This is a genomic window from Flavobacterium sp. ENC, from assembly GCF_020991415.1.
Taxonomy (GTDB): domain Bacteria; phylum Bacteroidota; class Bacteroidia; order Flavobacteriales; family Flavobacteriaceae; genus Flavobacterium.
The window spans coordinates 752,019-770,637 of sequence record NZ_JAJMOY010000001.1 but is presented as its reverse complement, the minus strand read 5'-3'; the positions used below and the strand labels follow the sequence as shown (position 1 = coordinate 770,637).

The following is an 18,619-nucleotide window of genomic DNA, read 5'->3' as shown; positions in this document are numbered from 1 at the left end:
TTAGTCATTAAAAAAGATTTCTGAGAATTTCTCCAATATCGGACCTTCCACAAATTTGTCTTTCAGGAAGAAAAGCAATATGGTAAAGACTAAATAGATCCCTCCTACTGTCAAAAAACCGAGAGCTGTACTTTCGAATAAGGATCCAAAAGCATACGCTGCGGCAAAAGATCCAAAAATCATGACCATACTGAAACACAATAAAATCAAAGTAAACTTAAAAATTAAAGTGGTGGATTTCATAGCCACTTTAAAACCCCAAAGTTTGTAATACGCCAAGTGACTATCGAGATAAACTTTAGCCTGGTCCTGAATATTTTCAGTGTTTTCTTTTAATTCTTCAAAAGCCATAATTGTAATTTAAATTAAAAAAGAAGCACAAAACTCCTGATTCGAAAATTGAAACCGGATTATTCTAAAAATAAAATAACCGAAACAATATCAAATCAATCTGAGCTTTGTGCTTCCGGATTATTATTTCTGAAGTTTAGCGTTTTGTGCTTTTAGGTCAGCCAGTTTAGATTCTAAAAAGCTGATCACTTCTTCTGTTTTATAACTCATATTAGAGAGTAACTCGCCGTAAGTCCCGTCAAGATTTTCTTTTGCAGTTGCAAATTTTTCACGCAGCACTTCAGAACCGGCTGAAATCGAATCCTGCAGATTATGCGTTGCATCATCCAAACCTTCTTTTAGTTTCGCACGGGTTTTTGATCCTTTATCCGGAGCAAATAAAATTCCGATCGCCGCTCCTACTGCAGCTCCAGCTAAAATTGCTGCAACTGTATTTACGTTTTTTGACATAATATTAAAATTTAAATGATTACTAAAGGTAGTCTTTTTTTGAATTATAAATTATTGATTAATTGTAATTTAATAGCTTTTAGTACTAAATTTAATACACATAAGCAACAGCCTCATACTTTCCATCTGCTTTCTGAACAATACTTACAAACGGATATCCTTTGGAAGCAGACTCTGTTTTGATTCTCATAGCGGTATGATTCTGGTTTGCGATTGGCGGCTCCCCTTTTGTCTTCGTCGAGACTCCTGAAAAATTAGCTGCTTGTTTTAAACCTATTGTCTTGTCCTGAGATAAAACGGTAACGAATTTATAATCGGATTTTGAATCTACTATAACTTTATCAGATATTTTTTGTGTTTGACTGGATTGTTTGTTGGTAATCTTGGAAACAGCGTATTTGCTAATTTTATGTTCTTCGGCACTTCCGTCGAAAGTATAATAAACAAAATCGTTTTCGAGTTTTATAAAATTAACATCAAGTTGTTCACCGTTGTGTTTGATAATTTGGTGTGTTTGAGAAATGGCGATGTTCACAAATAAAATAGACAGCGTAAAAAATAGAATTTTCATAATATTAAAATTTAAGGATTAAAATTGTTTATGCCAAAGCGAAAGACAAAATTTCAAATAACCCTAAAATTAATTCCATGAAATTTTTAAATTATGAACATGTTCTAAAAAATACTTTTACGCTATAAGTATTATCAAAATACAATCACAATTACAATTGACCATAAAATCAATTTTTGAATTCAGATTAGAATTCCCTCTAAAATCAAAAATTATTTATTTTAAATTTTAGAAAAACTCAGATTCGATTCTAAGTGCATTTTAGAAATTGAACACTTTAAATTTGACGTTGGATAAAAATACCAACTTTATAAACAATTGTATGTTAATAACCCGTTAAACTAAGAAAAATGACGCCTAAAACTTAAATAAAGCTTAAAAATCGACAATAATTCAAAAGATGATTAATGTGATGGAAGAAATAAAAAAGAGGCTTAAAATCAATTTATGAAGGTTGTTTTTAATCAAATTATACTATTAAATTTATAATAACAATAGATTTAATAAATAATAGCTAAAGAAGTAAAAATATAAAAATACAATAGTTAAAATTGATATAATAAAAAGTCACTGTTTTTAAATTACAACTGAAAAAAATGAAAATCTGGAATTTTACAACAAATAGATTTCTATTCAGGGTTATAAACAATCACATGTTAACAACCCGAAAAACAAAGCAAAATGGAGTCTAAAATTAAAATAAAGCATTCTGTTTAATGATTTTTTAAAAGAGGATTAACGAGGTGGAAGAAGTAAAAAATGCGCTTAAAATTCATTTATAGAAGTCACTTTTAATCTAAAAAATCTATAAATATTACATTTATAATAGAAATTTTAAATAATAAAAAAAAGCGCTTACAAGAAGCGCTTTTTAATAGATTATATTGATATTATTTTTTTACCATCTCTGCCAGAATTTCAATTTCTGTTTCAGAAGCACTTTTTGGAGGATTAGAATACAATTTCAAAATTTCATCATCAAATTGATTTTTCAGACTACTATTTTCAATATCTCTTAAATTTAATAGTGCTTTCGAACGAACATAAGTTGACTCACTTCTCAAAGACATCGTATATAATTTTTTAATATCGTCTTCTTCAAAATCGGCTGATTTCAAAATGGAGTATTTTAAAATAAACTGAGCAAATAACAAAGAGCCTTTATTATTGTTAATATTCTTCTTCAATGAATTTTGCAGTAAAGAAAAACTGGAAACATTTTTGATGCTCTCCCCTATTGCACTTTCAATTGCAATACGCTCCGGTTTTGTCTCTACTTTAAAATATTTATTGATTTCTTTTAAAGAATTATTGATACTGTTTTCTTCTTTTTTACCTTTTTCTTCCCAGGCATCTTTCAGTCCAACTGTTTTGTTAAATACTAATTTTGAAGGAGTTGAGTCCTTATCCACCGTAAAATAACCCAAACGCTGAAACTGGAATTTATCTTCATTTTGAGCGGTTGCCAGACTTGGTTCTACAAACCCGGTAATCACTTCCAATGAATTTGGATTCACAAAATCCAGGAAGTTTTTCTCTTTATAACTGTCCGGTGCTTCATCTGTAAACAAACGGTCGTACATACGAACTTCGGCTTGAACTGCATGTGAAATAGAAACCCAATGCAAGGTACCGGATACTTTTCTCTGGCTTGCTTCTGTCCCGCTTCCGCTTAAAGAATCGGTATCATAAGTCACGTGAATCTCTGTAATATTTCCTTCACTATCTTTTATAACACTTTCACCTTTAATGATATACGCATTTTTAAGGCGTACTTCTTTTCCTAAAGTCAGGCGGAAATATTTCGCCGGAGCTTCTTCTAAAAAGTCTTCTCTTTCGATATATAATTCTCTGGAAAAAGGTACTTTTCTGAAACCGGCACTCTCATCTTCCTGATTGTTTTCAGCTTCAAGCCACTCCTCTTTTCCTTCCGGATAATTGGTAATAATCAATTTTACCGGATCTAAAACAGCCATGACACGAGGGGCAATTTTATTCAGATCTTCGCGAATACAGAATTCTAAAACCGATACATTTATTAAATTATCACGCTTTGCAATTCCAATGGTATTAGCAAAATTACGCAGGGAAGCAGCAGTATAACCACGTCTTCTCAATCCTGAAATGGTTGACATTCTTGGATCATCCCATCCGTTAACATGCTTTTCCTTAACCAGTTGCTGTAATTTTCTTTTACTCACAACGGTATGTGAAAGATTACGTCTGGCAAATTCTCTTTGCTTTGGACGCAGTTTATTATCTTCTAAAATCTGATCTAAAAACCAATCGTATAATTCACGGTGCGGCAGGAATTCAAGTGTACAAAAGGAGTGTGAAATTTGCTCCAAATAATCACTTTGTCCGTGTGCCCAGTCGTACATTGGATAGATTTTCCAGGTATCTCCCGTTCTGTGGTGATGCTTGTGCAAAATCCTGTACATGATCGGATCACGCATCAGCATATTGGTAGATTTCATGTCTATTTTTGCACGAAGAATGTGCGTTCCAGCCTCAAATTCACCATTTTTCATTCTTTCGAATAAATCTAAATTTTCTTCAACAGAACGGTTTCTGTACGGACTATCAACACCTTCCGTAGACGGAGTTCCTTTTTGAATCGCCATATCTTCAGAAGACTGACTGTCCACATAAGCTTTATCTTTTTTAATTAATAAAACGGCCCAGTCATATAACTGCTGAAAATAATCGGAAGCATATCGCTCTTCTGACCAGGTATACCCCAACCACTCTACATCTTTTTTAATAGCATCTACAAATTCCTGTTCTTCTTTTTCAGGATTGGTATCATCAAAACGTAAATTCACAGGAGACTGATAATCAATTCCTAAACCAAAATTTAATGCAATAGAACTTGCATGCCCAATGTGTAAATAACCGTTTGGTTCCGGTGGAAAACGAAAATGAAGTTTGTTATTTGACAGACCTGATTTCAGATCTTCTTCTATGATTTGTTCAATAAAATTGAGTGATTTCTCTTCTGATGCCATTATTTTATAGTAATTTTAGCAAAGATAAAAAAAAGGTTTCAGGTTTCAGGTTTAAAGTTATTTAACTGGCATTAAACCTGAAACTTTAAACCTGAAACAACAAGAATATGGGAGTTATAAAACTAAAAAACATTCGCACTTTCTCCTACCACGGATGTTTGATTGAAGAAGGAAAAATTGGATCAGACTATACTGTTGATCTCAAAATCAAAACCAATTTGCAGCAATCCGCACAAACAGATCATCTGGCTGACACTGTTGATTATGTGCATTTGAATAAAATTGTTACGGAAGAAATGGCTATTCGCTCGCATTTATTGGAGCATGTGGCCAAAAGAATCAATATTCGTGTATTGGCAGAGATCAGTTCAATAGAAAAAACTACGGTTTGGGTTTCTAAAATAAATCCTCCTATTGGCGGTGATGTTGAATCAGTTACTATAAAAATGACCGAAAAAAGGCTGTAATTCCTGGTTGTAAAAAACTAATTTTTTAAAATAGTTACTTTTAAAGTTTTGAATTTTAAAGATTTTAGTTACTTTTGCCATCCGTTCAACTACGGCGTCGTGGCCGAGCGGCTAGGCTGGGCTCTGCAAAAGCTCCTACTCCGGTTCGAATCCGGACGATGCCTCTAAAACCTTCAAAGCAATTTGAAGGTTTTTTTGTGGTTAATTTTTAGAAAAAATTAGGTAAAGATTTATGTTCGAATCCGGACGATACCTCTAAAACCTTCAGGTTTCCCTGAAGGTTTTTTTGTGGTTAATTTTTAGAAAAAATTAGATAAAGATTTATGTTCGAATCCTGATGATAACTTATAACAAACCCGACAGGTTTTAAAAACCTGTCGGGTTTAAAAGAAAAAAACCTCTGAAATTCAGAGGTTTTAAATTATGTTTTGAGTTGTTAACAACTACTTCTTCTCAATCTTCTCAAAGGCATTTCTAACCATTTCTTTTTCTTTTGGAAACCATCCCTGAGTGATTAGCACTACTCCGAAAACCATTAAAACAATGCTAATTGCTTTTTTTATTTTTACGATATTAGTGGGTGTCATCTTAGATTTTAATTGTTTGGCTAATAATATTTTAAGACAATCAACTACTAAATAAGTAATGATTACAGAAGTAAAAAAAGTAAACATTCTTGAATTTTGCATGTCTAATTTTGGTCCTACAGAAATGATAACTGCCAGCCAGAAACCCAGTACACCAATGTTAATAACGTTGAGTAAAAATCCCTTTATAAACAAACTGCCGTAGTTTCTTTTTATAATATCACGATCTATTTCTTCGTCGTTTATTTTTTCGTCATTTTTTAATTTTATAAAAGAAATTATACCGTATGCCAGCATAATTATACCTCCAAAAATAAAAAGTGCAGGTTTATCTTTTAAGCTTTGAATTAATCTGTAACTTCCCAGGTACGCAATTCCTATAAAAAAAATATCACCTAATACTACACCAAGATCAAAAACTATCGCAGCCCTGAATCCTTTTGTAATACTGGTTTCCAGTAGTATAAAAAATACCGGACCTACCATAAAGCTTAGGAAAAGTCCCCATGGCAGTCCAGCTAAAATATCATTTATCATTCAAATATAATTTCTTATTTTACTTCTTCAATTTTACCTCCAAAAACCGTTTTCTGATTAATCTGTTTCGGTTTTCCATAAATGTAAATAGAGCCTCCTGCGCTCACTTTTGCATCAACAAGTGTAGAAGCATTCACATCTGCTTTTCCTCCCGCAGAAACGCTTACTGTTGTTTGTGCAGTACTTAATTTACTTGCCAGAAGATATCCGCCAGCTCCTAAACTTGCATCCTGATTATCGGCTTTACCGCTTAGGGTAATTTCTCCACCGGATACAGAACTTACTTTTAGCTTGTTAACATCTAAATCCACATTGATTTTACCGCCTTCCTGGGCACTTACTTTAAAAGCAGTTGCTTTAATTGCTTCTTTACTGGAAACATAAGCCCCTTCATTTACATCTATAAGCTCTAAATGTTTGTAATATACGGTAATATCCAGATCATCTCCGGATAATAATTTAGGAAAAGGCATTCTTAATTTTAATAATCCTTTCTTGTTAACAACTTCAACTTCTGATTCACGTGCTCCCTTAATTACAATCTTATTTTCTGAAGACTGTACTAATTTTACACTTAGCTTATCGAAAACTTTTACCGAATCAAAATCACCTAAATCTTTGGTAACCTGACCAAAAGACATCTGAACAAATAAAATTGCAGCTCCTATAATTAACTTTTTCATACTTTTATTTTTTAAATTAAACTTCTATTCTGCTCTTCTTAAAAAATGAAAATCCAGTTGTTTTTTAACTAAATCGGCATTTTTAACCTTTACATATATTTCATCACCTAATTGTAAAATACTGTTTGAAGTAGCTCCAACCAGGGCATATTGCTTTTCATCGAAAGTATAATAATCATCTTTTATTTCTCTGATTCTCACCATTCCCTCACATTTGTTAGAAACGATTTCAACATAAATTCCCCACTCGGTAACACCGGAAATAACTCCAAGGAATTCTTCGTCCTGATGGTCCTGCATGTATTTAACCTGCATGTATTTGATACTGTCACGTTCTGCATTGGTGGCTAAACTTTCCATATTCGAACAATGCAGACATTTCGTTTCATATACTTCTTCGTCTACAGAGGCGCCGTTGTCTAAATAATATTGCAGCAAACGATGCACCATAACGTCAGGATAACGTCGAATTGGCGAAGTAAAATGACTGTAATAATCAAAAGCCAAACCGTAATGACCAATATTCTCTGTTGAATATTTGGCTTTACTCATACTTCTGATCGCAAGCGTATCAATTAAGTTTTGCTCTTTTTTACCGTTTACTTCTTCCATCAATGCATTCAATGACTTCGAAATATCGCCTTTGTTACGGAAATCTATTTTATATCCGAATTTAGCAATTACGGTTTGCATCGCAATTAACTTGTCTTCGTTGGGTTCATCGTGAATCCTGTAAATAAATGTTTTCTTTTGTTTACCAATGTATTCCGCCACTTTTCTGTTGGCTAAAAGCATGAATTCCTCAATCAGATGATTGGCATCTTTTGAAACTTTGAAATAAACGCCTTCCGGTTCCCCTTGTTCATCTAAGTTGAATTTCACTTCGACTTTATCAAAAGAAATAGCACCGTTTGCCATTCTTTTCTTTCTCAGAATCTTGGCTAAGTCATCTAATTTTAAAGTAGCATCCCTTATTTCATCTGAAACTACATACGATTCTCCTGTGATTGAAATATCAACCGGAATTGTATTGTCTTTTGTTTCAATGATATATTGTGCTTCTTCATAGGCAAATCGCTGATCGGAATAAATTACAGTTCTTCCGAACCACTGGTTGATTACCTGTGCATTTTCTGCCACTTCAAAAATAGCTGAGAACGTATATTTTTCTTCATTCGGACGTAACGAACATGCAAAATTAGATAAAACTTCCGGAAGCATTGGCACTACCCTGTCTACTAAATAAACCGAAGTGGCACGTTGATAGGCTTCATCATCCAGGATTGTTCCTTCTTCCAGATAGTACGAAACATCGGCAATGTGAATTCCGATTTCGTAATTGCCATTCTCCAGCTTTTTGAAAGACAAGGCATCATCAAAATCTTTTGCATCTTTCGGATCTATCGTAAACGTAAGTGTATCACGCATATCACGACGTTTTGCAATCTCAGCCTCCTGAATCGAAGTGTCTATTTTCTGTGCAAAGACCTCTACTTCTACCGGAAAATCTGCCGGTAATCCGTATTCCGCCAGAATAGCATGGATTTCCGTATTGTGTTCTCCCGGTTTTCCTAAAACTTTAACGACAGATCCAAACGGACTGTCTGCTCTTTTTGGCCAGTCTTCTATTGTAACCAAAACAACATCCCCGTTTTCTGCTTCTCCAATTTTATCTTTTGGGATAAAAATATCGGTATACATTTTAGGATTTGCCGTCGATACAAAAGCAAAATTGGCCTGAATATCTATTACTCCAACAAAGTCGGTTTTATTTCTTTCTACAACTTCAATTACTTCACCTTCAGGTCTTTTTCCTTTTCTTCTGTTATAAACATACACTTTTACTTTGTCCTTGTCCAGCGCACGATTCAGATTATTGGTCGGGATAAAAACATCTTCTGTAAAATCAGGACAAATAAAATAAGCTGTTTTACGGCTTGTCATATCAATTGTTCCTTCGTAATAATCCTGGCTTTCGGCTTTTACCAAAAATTTACCGGGTTCAGACTCTATAATTTTTTTTGAAGCAGCCAGAATTTTTAGATCTTTTATAATCTGGTTTCTGCTTTTGGTATCATCAAGTTCAAGTTTTGCTCCTATCTGTTTGTAATTAAATGCTTTATTAGGGCTTTGCGATAAAATTTTAAATATTTTACTAGAGAAATCATTCTCATTTTTTATCGGCTTTCTAATTTTCTTACTCATATATCTTTTCTTATAAAGTTTAAAATTACAAATAAGATATCAGATAACAGATTTTAACAAATAGAATTATTAAAATTATAACTTTCAAAGGTGATTTCTAATTTGTATATTTAGATAGTCTCAACGACAAATTTACAGTACTGCTCATTTCAAATTTTTACAAAAATACCTTTTATGGAAAGCTTTAAAACGATTGCCATATTCAATTATGACCACGAAACGGTTATTCTGAAACATTTATTAGAGCAGGAAGGAATACCTTATTTTTTTGAAAATGAAATGACATTATCGGTTGTTCCAATGTATTCGGCAGCACTTGGCGGAATCAAACTCAAAATCCATCCTAACGATTTCGAACAAGTTCAGGAAATTCTGGACAATCTCAACAATCCTCTCAAAATCGTTTAAACAGTTCTTTTTTTCATTCTCAAAAATTTTTTTTCTCTTTTAAACTTTCAAAGTTGTCAACATATATTAAATACAACAAAAAGAAAATTTTAAATTTAATTAATTTTTGATGGTTATTATAGTGTGTTAATATGTCGTATAAATTTATTTTTAAATGTATTGAAATGAAGTTTTACTTACTTATATAGAGTTATCAACATAGTTATATTTGGTTAAAGGATTAATTTTTAGGCCTTTTTCATTTTTAATTAACAATGGTTGACAACCGAAAATGGATTCCTTTTGTAGATAACTTCATAACCTGAATTTTGTTGAAAATGGCATTTTCGATATTGATAACTTTTCTAAAAATTCATCAAACTTTATTAGGTTTTTTCATTGCAGTTTTGGATTAGGTTTTTTTTCGACACAACCAAAAAAAACTTCTAATTTTCTATCCGAACTTATTAACAAATAATGTTAATTTAAAGTTAACTGAATATCAACGAATTAGCTTTTAGTATTAACATTCTAAAATTTTAACAAAAAAGTTATTCATTTCTAATTGATTATCAGATTATTACAGAGATGTTAAGATTGTTGATAAGTGTTAAGGTTGTGATATTATGTAAGTTATATACTGAAATATTTTACCATGAATTCAAGGATACAGACCGGTTAAATATTTGATAAAGTAAACCATAATTTTAAAGTGTACAGAATAAAATTTGTGAAAATTAGCGTAATTCGTGGCAAACATTTATTAATTGAGTAAATTTGCAAGACACAACTTAATAGTACTTATAATGAAAATTTCAATAGGAAACGACCACGCAGGACCAGATTATAAAAAAGCAATTGTTGCGATGCTGAAAGCAAAGGGTTATGAAGTAACAAATTACGGAACAGATTCGGAAGATTCTGTTGATTATCCTGATTATGGACATCCGGTTGCCAATGATGTTTCTGAAGGAAAAGCTGATTTCGGAATTGTGATCTGCGGAAGCGGAAACGGAATTGCTATGACGGTTAACAAACACCCGAAAGTAAGAGCGGGTTTATGCTGGACCAAGGAAATTGCGTATTTAACCCGTTTGCATAATGACGCTAATATTGTCAGTATTCCGGCGCGTTTTACATCGATTCCACAGGCAGTAGAAATAGTGGAGACTTTTTTAAATACCGCATTTGAAGGTGGAAGACACCAAAACAGAGTGAATAAAATCGCCTGTCAGTAAAAAGTCAAAAAAAAAACGGGTGCTTCGCACCAAATAAGATAACACACCGGGCGGATTTTTTAATTCATCCGGTTTTTTTATATAAAAACCTTAAATACAATTGATTAGAGTATTTTTTTTGAGTTATTAACATTGTTAACAACTAGATTTCAGGATCTAATTTCAGGTAAAACAGAACAAGCTGAGCTAAAAAAATGATCGTAAATTTTATAATAAAAGAGTATTTACCCGTTTTATGCCTAAAAAACAACATGGCCAATAATAGTCCTATGGAGCCGCCAAATAAAGCAGCTGCAAATAATGTATTTTCAGAAATTCGGGATTTATGTCTGACAGCCAAATATTTATCGTAACCTCCTAAGATAAATGCAATACTATTTACAATAAAAAAAAACAGTAATAAAACTTCCATTGGCTTAAAATTAAAAACAAAGATATTATTTTAGCCGGGTGATTAATTAATCTGTCGATTGTTTTAAGAAACAGATTATCTTATTTTATAATCAAGAAATTATTTCATTAAAAGTATGACTAATATTCAATTCATTGCCAGAACTGTACAAACAGCAGCGATTAACATTCAAAATACCGTAAAATTATTAGAGGAAGACTGTACGATTCCCTTTATTTCACGTTACCGAAAAGATACTACCGGAAATCTTGATGAAGTTCAGATCGAGCAGATTGCGAAGCTTCAGAAAGATTATGAAGCAATTGTAAAACGTAAGGAAGCTGTTCTGAAATCAATCGAAGAACAGAAAGCACTTACACCTGAATTAAAACAAAAAATCGAACAAAGTTTTGATTTACAAGAGATAGAAGATTTTTATCTTCCTTATAAAAAGAAGAAAAAAACCAAAGCCGATGTTGCCCGCGAATTTGGCTTAGAACCACTGGCTAAAATCATCATGTCTGAAAACGATGTTGATATTGACTTTATTTCAACACAATATATTAATGACAATGTGATTAATGAAGAAGCGGCGATGCAGGGTGCCCGTGATATTGTTGCGGAATGGATCAATGAGAATATTTACGTTCGTAAACAATTGCGAAGACTGTTCCAGCGAAAAGCCACTATCGGAACCAAAGTTGTAAAAAAGAAAAGCGAAGAAGAGGGAGCCCAAAAATTCAGTCAGTATTTTGATTGGGAAGAACCGTTGACAAAAGCGCCTTCGCACCGGTTATTAGCGATGCTTCGTGCGGAAAATGAAGGTTTTGTTAAGATGAAAGTGGATGTTGATATCGATGAAGCGTATGATGTTATTGACGAAATAATCATTAAAAAACAAAATAGCACTACGGCTCATTTGCAGTTAGCGATTGAAGACAGTTACAAAAGATTGCTGAATCCGGCGATTGGAAACGAAACTTTGCAGGAAGCCAAAGCGAAGGCCGATGCCAATTCGATTCAGGTTTTTGCGAACAATTTAGGGCAGTTATTACTGGCACCGCCTTTGGGAGAGAAACGTATTCTGGCTATAGACCCTGGTTTCAGAAGCGGTTGTAAAGTAGTTTGCCTGGACGAAAAAGGAGATTTATTATACAACGAAACCATTTATCCGCACGCCCCTCAAAATGAGGAAGCCATGGCGATCAAGAAAATTCGTTCGATGGTAAATGCGTATCAGATTGATGCTATTTCGATCGGAAACGGAACGGCTTCGCGTGAAACGGAATTCTTTATCAAAAAAATTGCGTTCGACAAACCGCTCCAGGTTTTCATCGTTTCTGAGGCAGGAGCTTCCGTGTATTCGGCATCAAAAATTGCCCGTGAAGAATTTCCAAATTATGATGTTACGGTTCGTGGTTCGGTTTCTATCGGAAGGAGACTTTCCGATCCTCTTGCCGAACTGGTAAAAATTGACCCAAAAGCAATTGGAGTAGGGCAGTACCAGCATGATGTAGATCAGACCAAATTAAAAGAAGAATTAGATAATACCGTAATTCGTTGTGTGAACTCGGTGGGTATTAATATAAATACAGCAAGTAAACATTTGCTAAGTTATGTGAGTGGAATAGGAGAGAAACTGGCCGAAAACATTGTGCAGTACCGTTCCGAAAATGGCCCTTTCGAGGACAGGAAACAATTGAAAAAAGTACCGCGCTTGGGCGATAAGGCTTATCAGCAAGGTGCGGCATTTATCAGGATTTCAAATGCGAAGAATCCATTGGACAATTCTGCGGTGCATCCGGAAGCGTATCCTGTTGTTGAGAAAATGGCAAAAGATTTGAAACTTTCGGTAAACGACCTAATTGCCAACAAGGAGAAAACAGCCCTGATTAAGCCCGAAAACTATGTTACACCTGAAATTGGTTTACTAACCCTAAAAGACATCATTAAAGAGCTTGAAAAGCCCGGACTGGACCCAAGAAAGTCCGCCAAGGTTTTTGAATTTGATGCGAATGTAAAATCGATCAAGGATTTGAGAACCGGAATGATTTTACCCGGCATCGTAAATAACATTACCAATTTTGGCTGTTTTGTTGATATCGGAATCAAAGAAAGCGGACTGGTTCATATTTCACAGCTCAAAGCCGGTTTTGTAAGCGACGTAAACGAAGTGGTGAAATTACATCAGCATGTTGATGTGAAAGTGACTGAAGTGGATGAGGACAGGAAAAGAATTCAGCTGACGATGGTATTGTAAAATCAAATTCCAGATTTGCTGGAATTATTAGATAAAAAAACTCCCAATTACAAATTGTAGTTTGGGAATTTTTAGTTTAAATCAATCCAATAATGATTTAATTTAATTTTCTCGAGTTTAATTCTAGAATGAAGTGAATTGTATTTTGTAATGGTTTTATTTGAAGTAAAATTTTTATCAAGAATTAGTTTATCTTCATCTAACCAAGAAATATCTGGATTTGAGCTTTTCTGGACTTGTTCGTTAATCCATTCATTAACTTTTTTATACCAGTGACTTGAATTTTCTCCTTGAATATATCCAATCATTATTGCTAAATTATATGATATTTCTTGCGAATGAACTTCTTTTTTGAAACGTTCAATTCCGCCAAGATTTCCCTCAATATATTCTTTTTCTCTACTAGTTCCTGGAGTAGGAAGTCTTTTAGCTTCTATAACTAATATTTTACCTAAGCTTCCTTTTGTATTTGCTAAAATAACACCACAATCATTTGATCGATGTCCTTGCCCTTTTGATTGATTTCGAAATTGAAAAAAATAATTGTCTTGTTTTCCGAACTGGTATGTATAAATTTTTTCATGAGCGGTAAAAAAATCACATAAATTTTCGGTGATTAAATCTTCACCTTGAATTGTTTGTGAAAGGTTTTGTAGAAGGGAAGAATTTTTTAAAAACGCAGGAAAATTAGAAATTTTATTCTCAATAAATAAGATTACTTCATTGACATATGTATTTGTGTCAATGTTATTAAAAAATGGCTTATTATAGCTGTTAAAAGGTTTTTGCATTAATATCCATTTTTTATCATATCATCAAAAATGTCATCTGCATCTCTTAAAGCTATAGATTTTAACCAATATCTAAGATTTTTTGGTTTTATCAAAAAGATAGAATTTTGTCGATAAATGCGCATTACTCTCTTTATAATTGAGTTAGTTGAAAATTCATTAATTATTAAATCATTAATATCAACTTCATTATCAATTATTCCTTCAAATTCAATGTTTTCGCCATATTGAAATTCTAAAGCATAAAAAGTTTTTCCATTATGGATTTTCTTTAAAACCTGCTCTTTAGAATCTTTTTTATAAACTGAATTAAATGATTGATTGAAAATATCTGCAAATGCAAGTAAATCATCATTAGATGAATCATATTTATTTATATCTGCTTTTTCTCCTTCATACCAAGAAGGATAAATGTAATCTAAAACATCATCCATTATTATTTTTTCAGAGAAAGAAAGATTAATTTCATCTGTTCCTAATGGAATAGTCCAATTATTTATATCTGCTTTTTGAATTACTGAAGAAGACCCTAAGAAAAATTGCGAACAAGTTGATAGCGTTTTTAAAGCATTTATCTTTTTATTTTTTACTAAAATGTTATAAATTCTTTTTGCAATGTCAGACCCATTCTTTGTTTCTGAAAAAGAAAACCCAACAATTCTTGAATCAAAGGCAACATCTTCAAAATGAATTTTTATAAACGGCTCGGAATTTTTTATTTGTTCTTTTATAGTTATAAGTGGACCTTTAAAAGCTCCTTCAATCGGAGCTCTATAAAACTTCTGATTGGTTAAAAATTTATCAAATTTGTTTTTTTCAAAATTGGAAGCAGTTAAGATGTTTTTATTTGTAATATATTCACAATAGAAATTTTTCTCATCCTTTTCACCTTGTGGAGTACCTTTAATAAATCCTTCACAAAATAAATCCTTGTCTATATGTAGGTAATTAGATATATAATTTTCTAAATTAGTCTGATAGGCTGTTTTTTTATTCAGTTTTTTAATTAAATGATTTAATCGATTTCCTCCTAATAAATTACATCTCCAAATAGTATTGTCATTTAAAACAATTTCTTTGGGAATATCGTAGAAATCATAATAATCGAATTCAAATGATAACCCATCTTTAGTGTTTTTCAATAACCTTGAAACAACGTGGCTTGTGGTGTATTGTTCAATTAACTCTTTTTTGTAAAATACAGCGCAAGATTCAACAGAAGTATTTTTACTTTTTTTAGGTTTTCCTTTATTATCTAAAATAGGCTTTTGATTTTCATCTAAAACCTCGCGACTTTTTGATTTGAATAAATCATTTTTTAATAAAGTAAAATCAATTATTTGATGAACATGAAATTGATTGAATAATGCATTTCTAAATTCTTTCGCACCTGAATTGTATAATAATGAAGTTGATTTTTGTATAAAACACAATTCAGCCTTATTTTTTAGAAGTAAACTACTTGCTTCTAAAAACATTAAAGCTAATTGGTTATCAGGTATTTTAACTGAGAATTCAAAATTGATGTTTTCTTTTAATTTTTTAGTAATTAACGAATACTCCTTAATCTTTTTATCTTCTTTTAGAGACTGAAATGGTGGATTTCCAATAATTAAATCCAAGCTGTTATGAAAATCTTTATTTTCAACTAAAAAATCAAAAAAATCTTTATTATGAATATTTATGTTTTGTAAATCTTTAAATACTTTATCTTCATTCCAAGTCCATAATTCTTTATTTGGAACCAATTGACAAAGAGCTAATTGGAGACTAAACTTAGTTAATTTTACAGATGTAGGATGTAAGTCAATGCCAAAAATATTGTCAGATAAAATCTTCTTAACAATTTTTAAAGTAGGGGTTGCTAATTTTCCTGTTTTTTCATTTCTATTTTTTACTCTCCAGCGTTGTACTAAACGTTTGAAAGCTGTAGTAATGAAAATTCCACTTCCACAACTTACATCAGCTAATCTCACATTATATATTAAATCTTCTTCTTTATCGGATAATGGTAAACATTCGTCAATTAGTAAATTAACTAAATGACTTGGAGTATAAACAGTTCCTGAGTTTTCTTTATCCTTAGGAATAAATTCTTCATAAAAATTACTTATTAATTCAATAGGAATATGTTTGAAAGAATACATTTCCCATAAATAAAGGTTTGTATTACTTCCAAATCTGCCATCTAAACAAAGTGCTAATGATGATAAATCTAATTTGTTAAGAAGATTTTTTCTTTCATTTTCTATAAAAAATACATTTCCATTAAAATGAAAATCTAACTTATCTAAAAGCTTATTTAATTGATTAGCCTCTAAGATTTTATTTAATGAATTAGGAAGATCGCTTTTTTTATAAAATTCTTGGGCATCTTCTAATCCGTTTTCTTCTAGGTATTTAATTAAAATACACTTAAATAATATTTCATCTGCAAAATCATTTGCATCTTTTGGATTGTCTTTAAAATTATCAAAATCTTGAAAAACTTTATGGAAACTTTTTCTAATTAAAGATAAGGAGTTGACAAGTTCTTCGTAAGCTGAGGTATTATTTTTAAAATGAAGGGATGCTTCTTTTGATTCCCAAAATTCGCCACTATTTAATTTTTTTGCATTAAAATATTTTGATAAAATATATAGCTCATTTTCTAATGAATATGACTTTTCAATAATACACTTTTCGTTAGTAATAGTATTTTGGTCTTCTACATAAACAGGTATCCTTGTATCAAACAGAGAAATACTATTTTTATCAATAAAAGTTATTAAAGGTACTTGACTGCTACTATAGACGTTTCTATGAATCTCTGCAATTTTATTTTTATCGTATTTAGAATTTTCATTGTCGTAAAAATAAACTTGAGCAACAGAATCTCTATTATCATCATAATACTTAAAATAGACCGCATCAGCATCTAAACCAGATGCAAATTCAAGAGCAATATAGTGTTTTGGACGAAGATTTTGAGGTGGATTTTTTGTAAAAACAATTTCTGGAAAATTATTTTCAATAGATGAATCAGAACTAAAAAATTCTAGTTCTTTTAATACACCAACTAAAAATTCATTTTCTTGAACTTTTCCCATATTACAAAAATAATTTTTTGAACTGAGAAAATCTATTCTAAATTGTTATAATTCGTAACAAAATAAAAAACTCCCAAATTACAATCGTAATTTGGGAGTTTTAATTTTATCAAATTACTTTAAAATTAATTTCTTAGTTATACTTTTATTATCATTTGTAATTTTGATCAAATATAATCCGCAGGAATAATTGGCTAAATTTATCTCCGTGTTTTCAGAAGTGGTCTTCAGCACAGAAATAACTTTTCCTTGTGGAGAAATTACGGATATTGTTGATTCTTCGGGTGCAAAAACGGTAAACCGGTCGGCACTTGGATTCGGATATAAAGTTACTGTTGCTTTTTCTAATTCGAAATCCGGGTTAGCCAAAGTAGCATTTTGAGGCAAATAGAAATTACCCGTCAAGAGGAACATATAGAGTGTTTTTAGTGTTTGGTTAAAATAACTCTTAGGTTCATTTAATCCATTTAAATCGTTATAAGAAGCATCTAAATGTACCTGATTTTCCCCTGCCATTGCAGCACAGGCAAAAGCACCGACAAAAGTAGCATTATGCCATTGCCCGATTACACTTCCATCCTGATTATAACCATCTTTTATATTGCCGGAACCTCCAAGATTTACCCGCACAAAATCGGATGATTTTTTTGCGTAGGTTTTTGCGTCCGCATTTCCATACCATACATAATCAACTGCAATACGCCAGGGCGTTCTGGCGGCATCGTAAGTATACGTTTTACCGGCTCTGTTATATCCGCTTGCTTCAGAAGAATAGGCTCCGGACGCCTGGCACCAGTCGGAAACCAGACCGCCAGCGGCATTGTTTTGGGTTAAATTATTGTTGATCACCGTGTATGATTTTGCTGCAACGGCATTCCAAAAAGTGCTGTCATTCGTAAAATTTCCAAAAGCCCTGTAATAGGCAGGGGAGAAATAACAAGGGCTTGTAATCTGGCTTCCGCCGAACTGATCTCCGGGTTTTAGTACAAAAGTATTCGCTTCAACTTCATGGGCTTTGATGGCTGCAATTAGGGTTTTAACATCATTTTTATAATTAATGTTTCCGGTACTTTCCCATTGGTAGTCGGCGACAATCAGGGCAAAAGCAGTATCCAGTTCGGCATCGGTTGCGCCATTGACACCGTTAATTCCGGAACAGCCGTTGATTTTCCAGTTCATCACACCATTAGAATTAACATTGTCTTTATAATACAGCCAGAGGCCATCAAAGAGTGTTTTGTCGGCTGCATAGGCAGAAAGCAGCATTCCATATCCAATACCTTCCGAGACCGTTTCAGAAGGATTGTCAAATTTTATTCTGTATCGCCCATTGGCACAGGATTCAACAAAATTGGTTTTCCAGATGGTATAATTGTTTAACGCGTCCTGGCTGTTTCTGGACGTAGCCATACTACCATTGCTGAATACAACATTGGCGGGAAAAGATTGCTTTTGTGCATAACTTTTGAGACACATCAAAGCAATACTAATCAGAAGTAGATTTTTCATAATTATTATTGATTAAATTTGGGACTCTAAAAGTAAGAATTTTTAGATATAAAAAAAATCCCAAACTACAATCGCAGCTTGGGATTTTTGATAAA

15 protein-coding genes and 1 tRNA gene are annotated in these 18,619 nt (G+C 32.4%); 5 read left to right on the top strand and 11 right to left on the bottom strand.

Translation table 11 applies throughout. The annotated features are described in order from the left end of the window. The 4 genes from LPB89_RS03215 to LPB89_RS03200 all read right to left on the bottom strand — a co-directional run bounded on the left by LPB89_RS03215 (position 1) and on the right by LPB89_RS03200 (position 4,380). Positions 1-351 carry a competence protein gene (locus tag LPB89_RS03215; protein ID WP_127338057.1) on the bottom strand — a complete coding sequence of 117 codons (351 nt, stop codon included), beginning with the start codon at positions 349-351 and terminating at the stop codon, positions 1-3. Positions 352-474: 123 nt separating this feature from the next. Beyond that, complete coding sequence (locus tag LPB89_RS03210; RefSeq protein WP_230700230.1) at positions 475-801, bottom strand: YtxH domain-containing protein; 327 nt, start codon at positions 799-801, stop codon at positions 475-477. 91 nt (positions 802-892) lie between these two features. Further along, positions 893-1,372 (bottom strand): hypothetical protein, encoded by a 480-nt coding sequence (locus tag LPB89_RS03205; protein ID WP_230700229.1) that lies wholly within the window; start codon positions 1,370-1,372, stop codon positions 893-895. A gap of 890 nt (positions 1,373-2,262) precedes the next feature. After that, positions 2,263-4,380, bottom strand: a complete 2,118-nt coding sequence (locus LPB89_RS03200) for a glutamine--tRNA ligase/YqeY domain fusion protein (RefSeq protein WP_230700228.1) — start codon at positions 4,378-4,380, stop codon at positions 2,263-2,265. Positions 4,381-4,487: 107 nt separating this feature from the next. On the opposite strand from LPB89_RS03200, the gene folB reads away from it, so the two are divergent. Beyond that, positions 4,488-4,847: a dihydroneopterin aldolase gene (gene folB, locus LPB89_RS03195; RefSeq protein ID WP_127338061.1), complete on the top strand. Its 360-nt coding sequence runs from the start codon at positions 4,488-4,490 to the stop codon at positions 4,845-4,847. Between the two features lie 93 nt (positions 4,848-4,940). Next, positions 4,941-5,011 (top strand) — tRNA-Cys (locus LPB89_RS03190). A gap of 279 nt (positions 5,012-5,290) precedes the next feature. Here the strand turns inward: LPB89_RS03190 and LPB89_RS03185 are convergent. The 3 genes from LPB89_RS03185 to rnr are packed head-to-tail and all read right to left on the bottom strand — an operon-like array spanning position 5,291 to position 8,859. Further along, positions 5,291-5,971, bottom strand: coding sequence for a LysE family translocator (locus tag LPB89_RS03185; RefSeq protein WP_127338063.1), 681 nt, complete (start codon positions 5,969-5,971; stop codon positions 5,291-5,293). Between the two features lie 14 nt (positions 5,972-5,985). Beyond that, positions 5,986-6,654: a head GIN domain-containing protein gene (locus LPB89_RS03180; protein ID WP_230700227.1), complete on the bottom strand. Its 669-nt coding sequence runs from the start codon at positions 6,652-6,654 to the stop codon at positions 5,986-5,988. Between the two features lie 24 nt (positions 6,655-6,678). Beyond that, entirely contained in the window at positions 6,679-8,859 is a 2,181-nt protein-coding gene (rnr, locus tag LPB89_RS03175; protein WP_230700226.1) for a ribonuclease R, read from the bottom strand. A gap of 174 nt (positions 8,860-9,033) precedes the next feature. Here rnr and LPB89_RS03170 point away from each other — a divergent pair, with 174 nt between their 5' ends. Continuing rightward, positions 9,034-9,267 (top strand): DUF2007 domain-containing protein, encoded by a 234-nt coding sequence (locus LPB89_RS03170; protein ID WP_127338066.1) that lies wholly within the window; start codon positions 9,034-9,036, stop codon positions 9,265-9,267. A gap of 785 nt (positions 9,268-10,052) precedes the next feature. Beyond that, positions 10,053-10,484 (top strand): ribose 5-phosphate isomerase B, encoded by a 432-nt coding sequence (rpiB, locus tag LPB89_RS03165; RefSeq protein WP_230700225.1) that lies wholly within the window; start codon positions 10,053-10,055, stop codon positions 10,482-10,484. A 142-nt stretch (positions 10,485-10,626) separates the two neighbouring features. On the opposite strand, the gene LPB89_RS03160 is transcribed toward rpiB, so the two are convergent. Beyond that, on the bottom strand, positions 10,627-10,896 hold the full coding sequence (locus LPB89_RS03160; protein ID WP_230700224.1) for a DUF1294 domain-containing protein: 270 nt from the start codon (positions 10,894-10,896) through the stop codon (positions 10,627-10,629). Between the two features lie 115 nt (positions 10,897-11,011). Between LPB89_RS03160 and LPB89_RS03155 the strand changes: the two genes are divergently transcribed. Beyond that, on the top strand, positions 11,012-13,135 hold the full coding sequence (locus LPB89_RS03155) for a Tex family protein (RefSeq protein ID WP_230700223.1): 2,124 nt from the start codon (positions 11,012-11,014) through the stop codon (positions 13,133-13,135). A 71-nt stretch (positions 13,136-13,206) separates the two neighbouring features. Here LPB89_RS03155 and LPB89_RS03150 read toward each other — a convergent pair whose 3' ends face one another. From LPB89_RS03150 to LPB89_RS03140, 3 genes are all read right to left on the bottom strand, one after another. Continuing rightward, positions 13,207-13,926, bottom strand: coding sequence for a hypothetical protein (locus tag LPB89_RS03150; protein ID WP_230700222.1), 720 nt, complete (start codon positions 13,924-13,926; stop codon positions 13,207-13,209). Further along, positions 13,926-17,015, bottom strand: coding sequence for a class I SAM-dependent DNA methyltransferase (locus LPB89_RS03145; RefSeq protein WP_230700221.1), 3,090 nt, complete (start codon positions 17,013-17,015; stop codon positions 13,926-13,928). Before LPB89_RS03145 ends, LPB89_RS03150 begins: the two co-directional genes overlap by 1 nt. 114 nt (positions 17,016-17,129) lie before the next feature. Next, positions 17,130-18,524, bottom strand: coding sequence for a glycosyl hydrolase family 8 (locus LPB89_RS03140; RefSeq protein WP_230700220.1), 1,395 nt, complete (start codon positions 18,522-18,524; stop codon positions 17,130-17,132). Between the last annotated feature and the right edge of the window lie 95 nt (positions 18,525-18,619).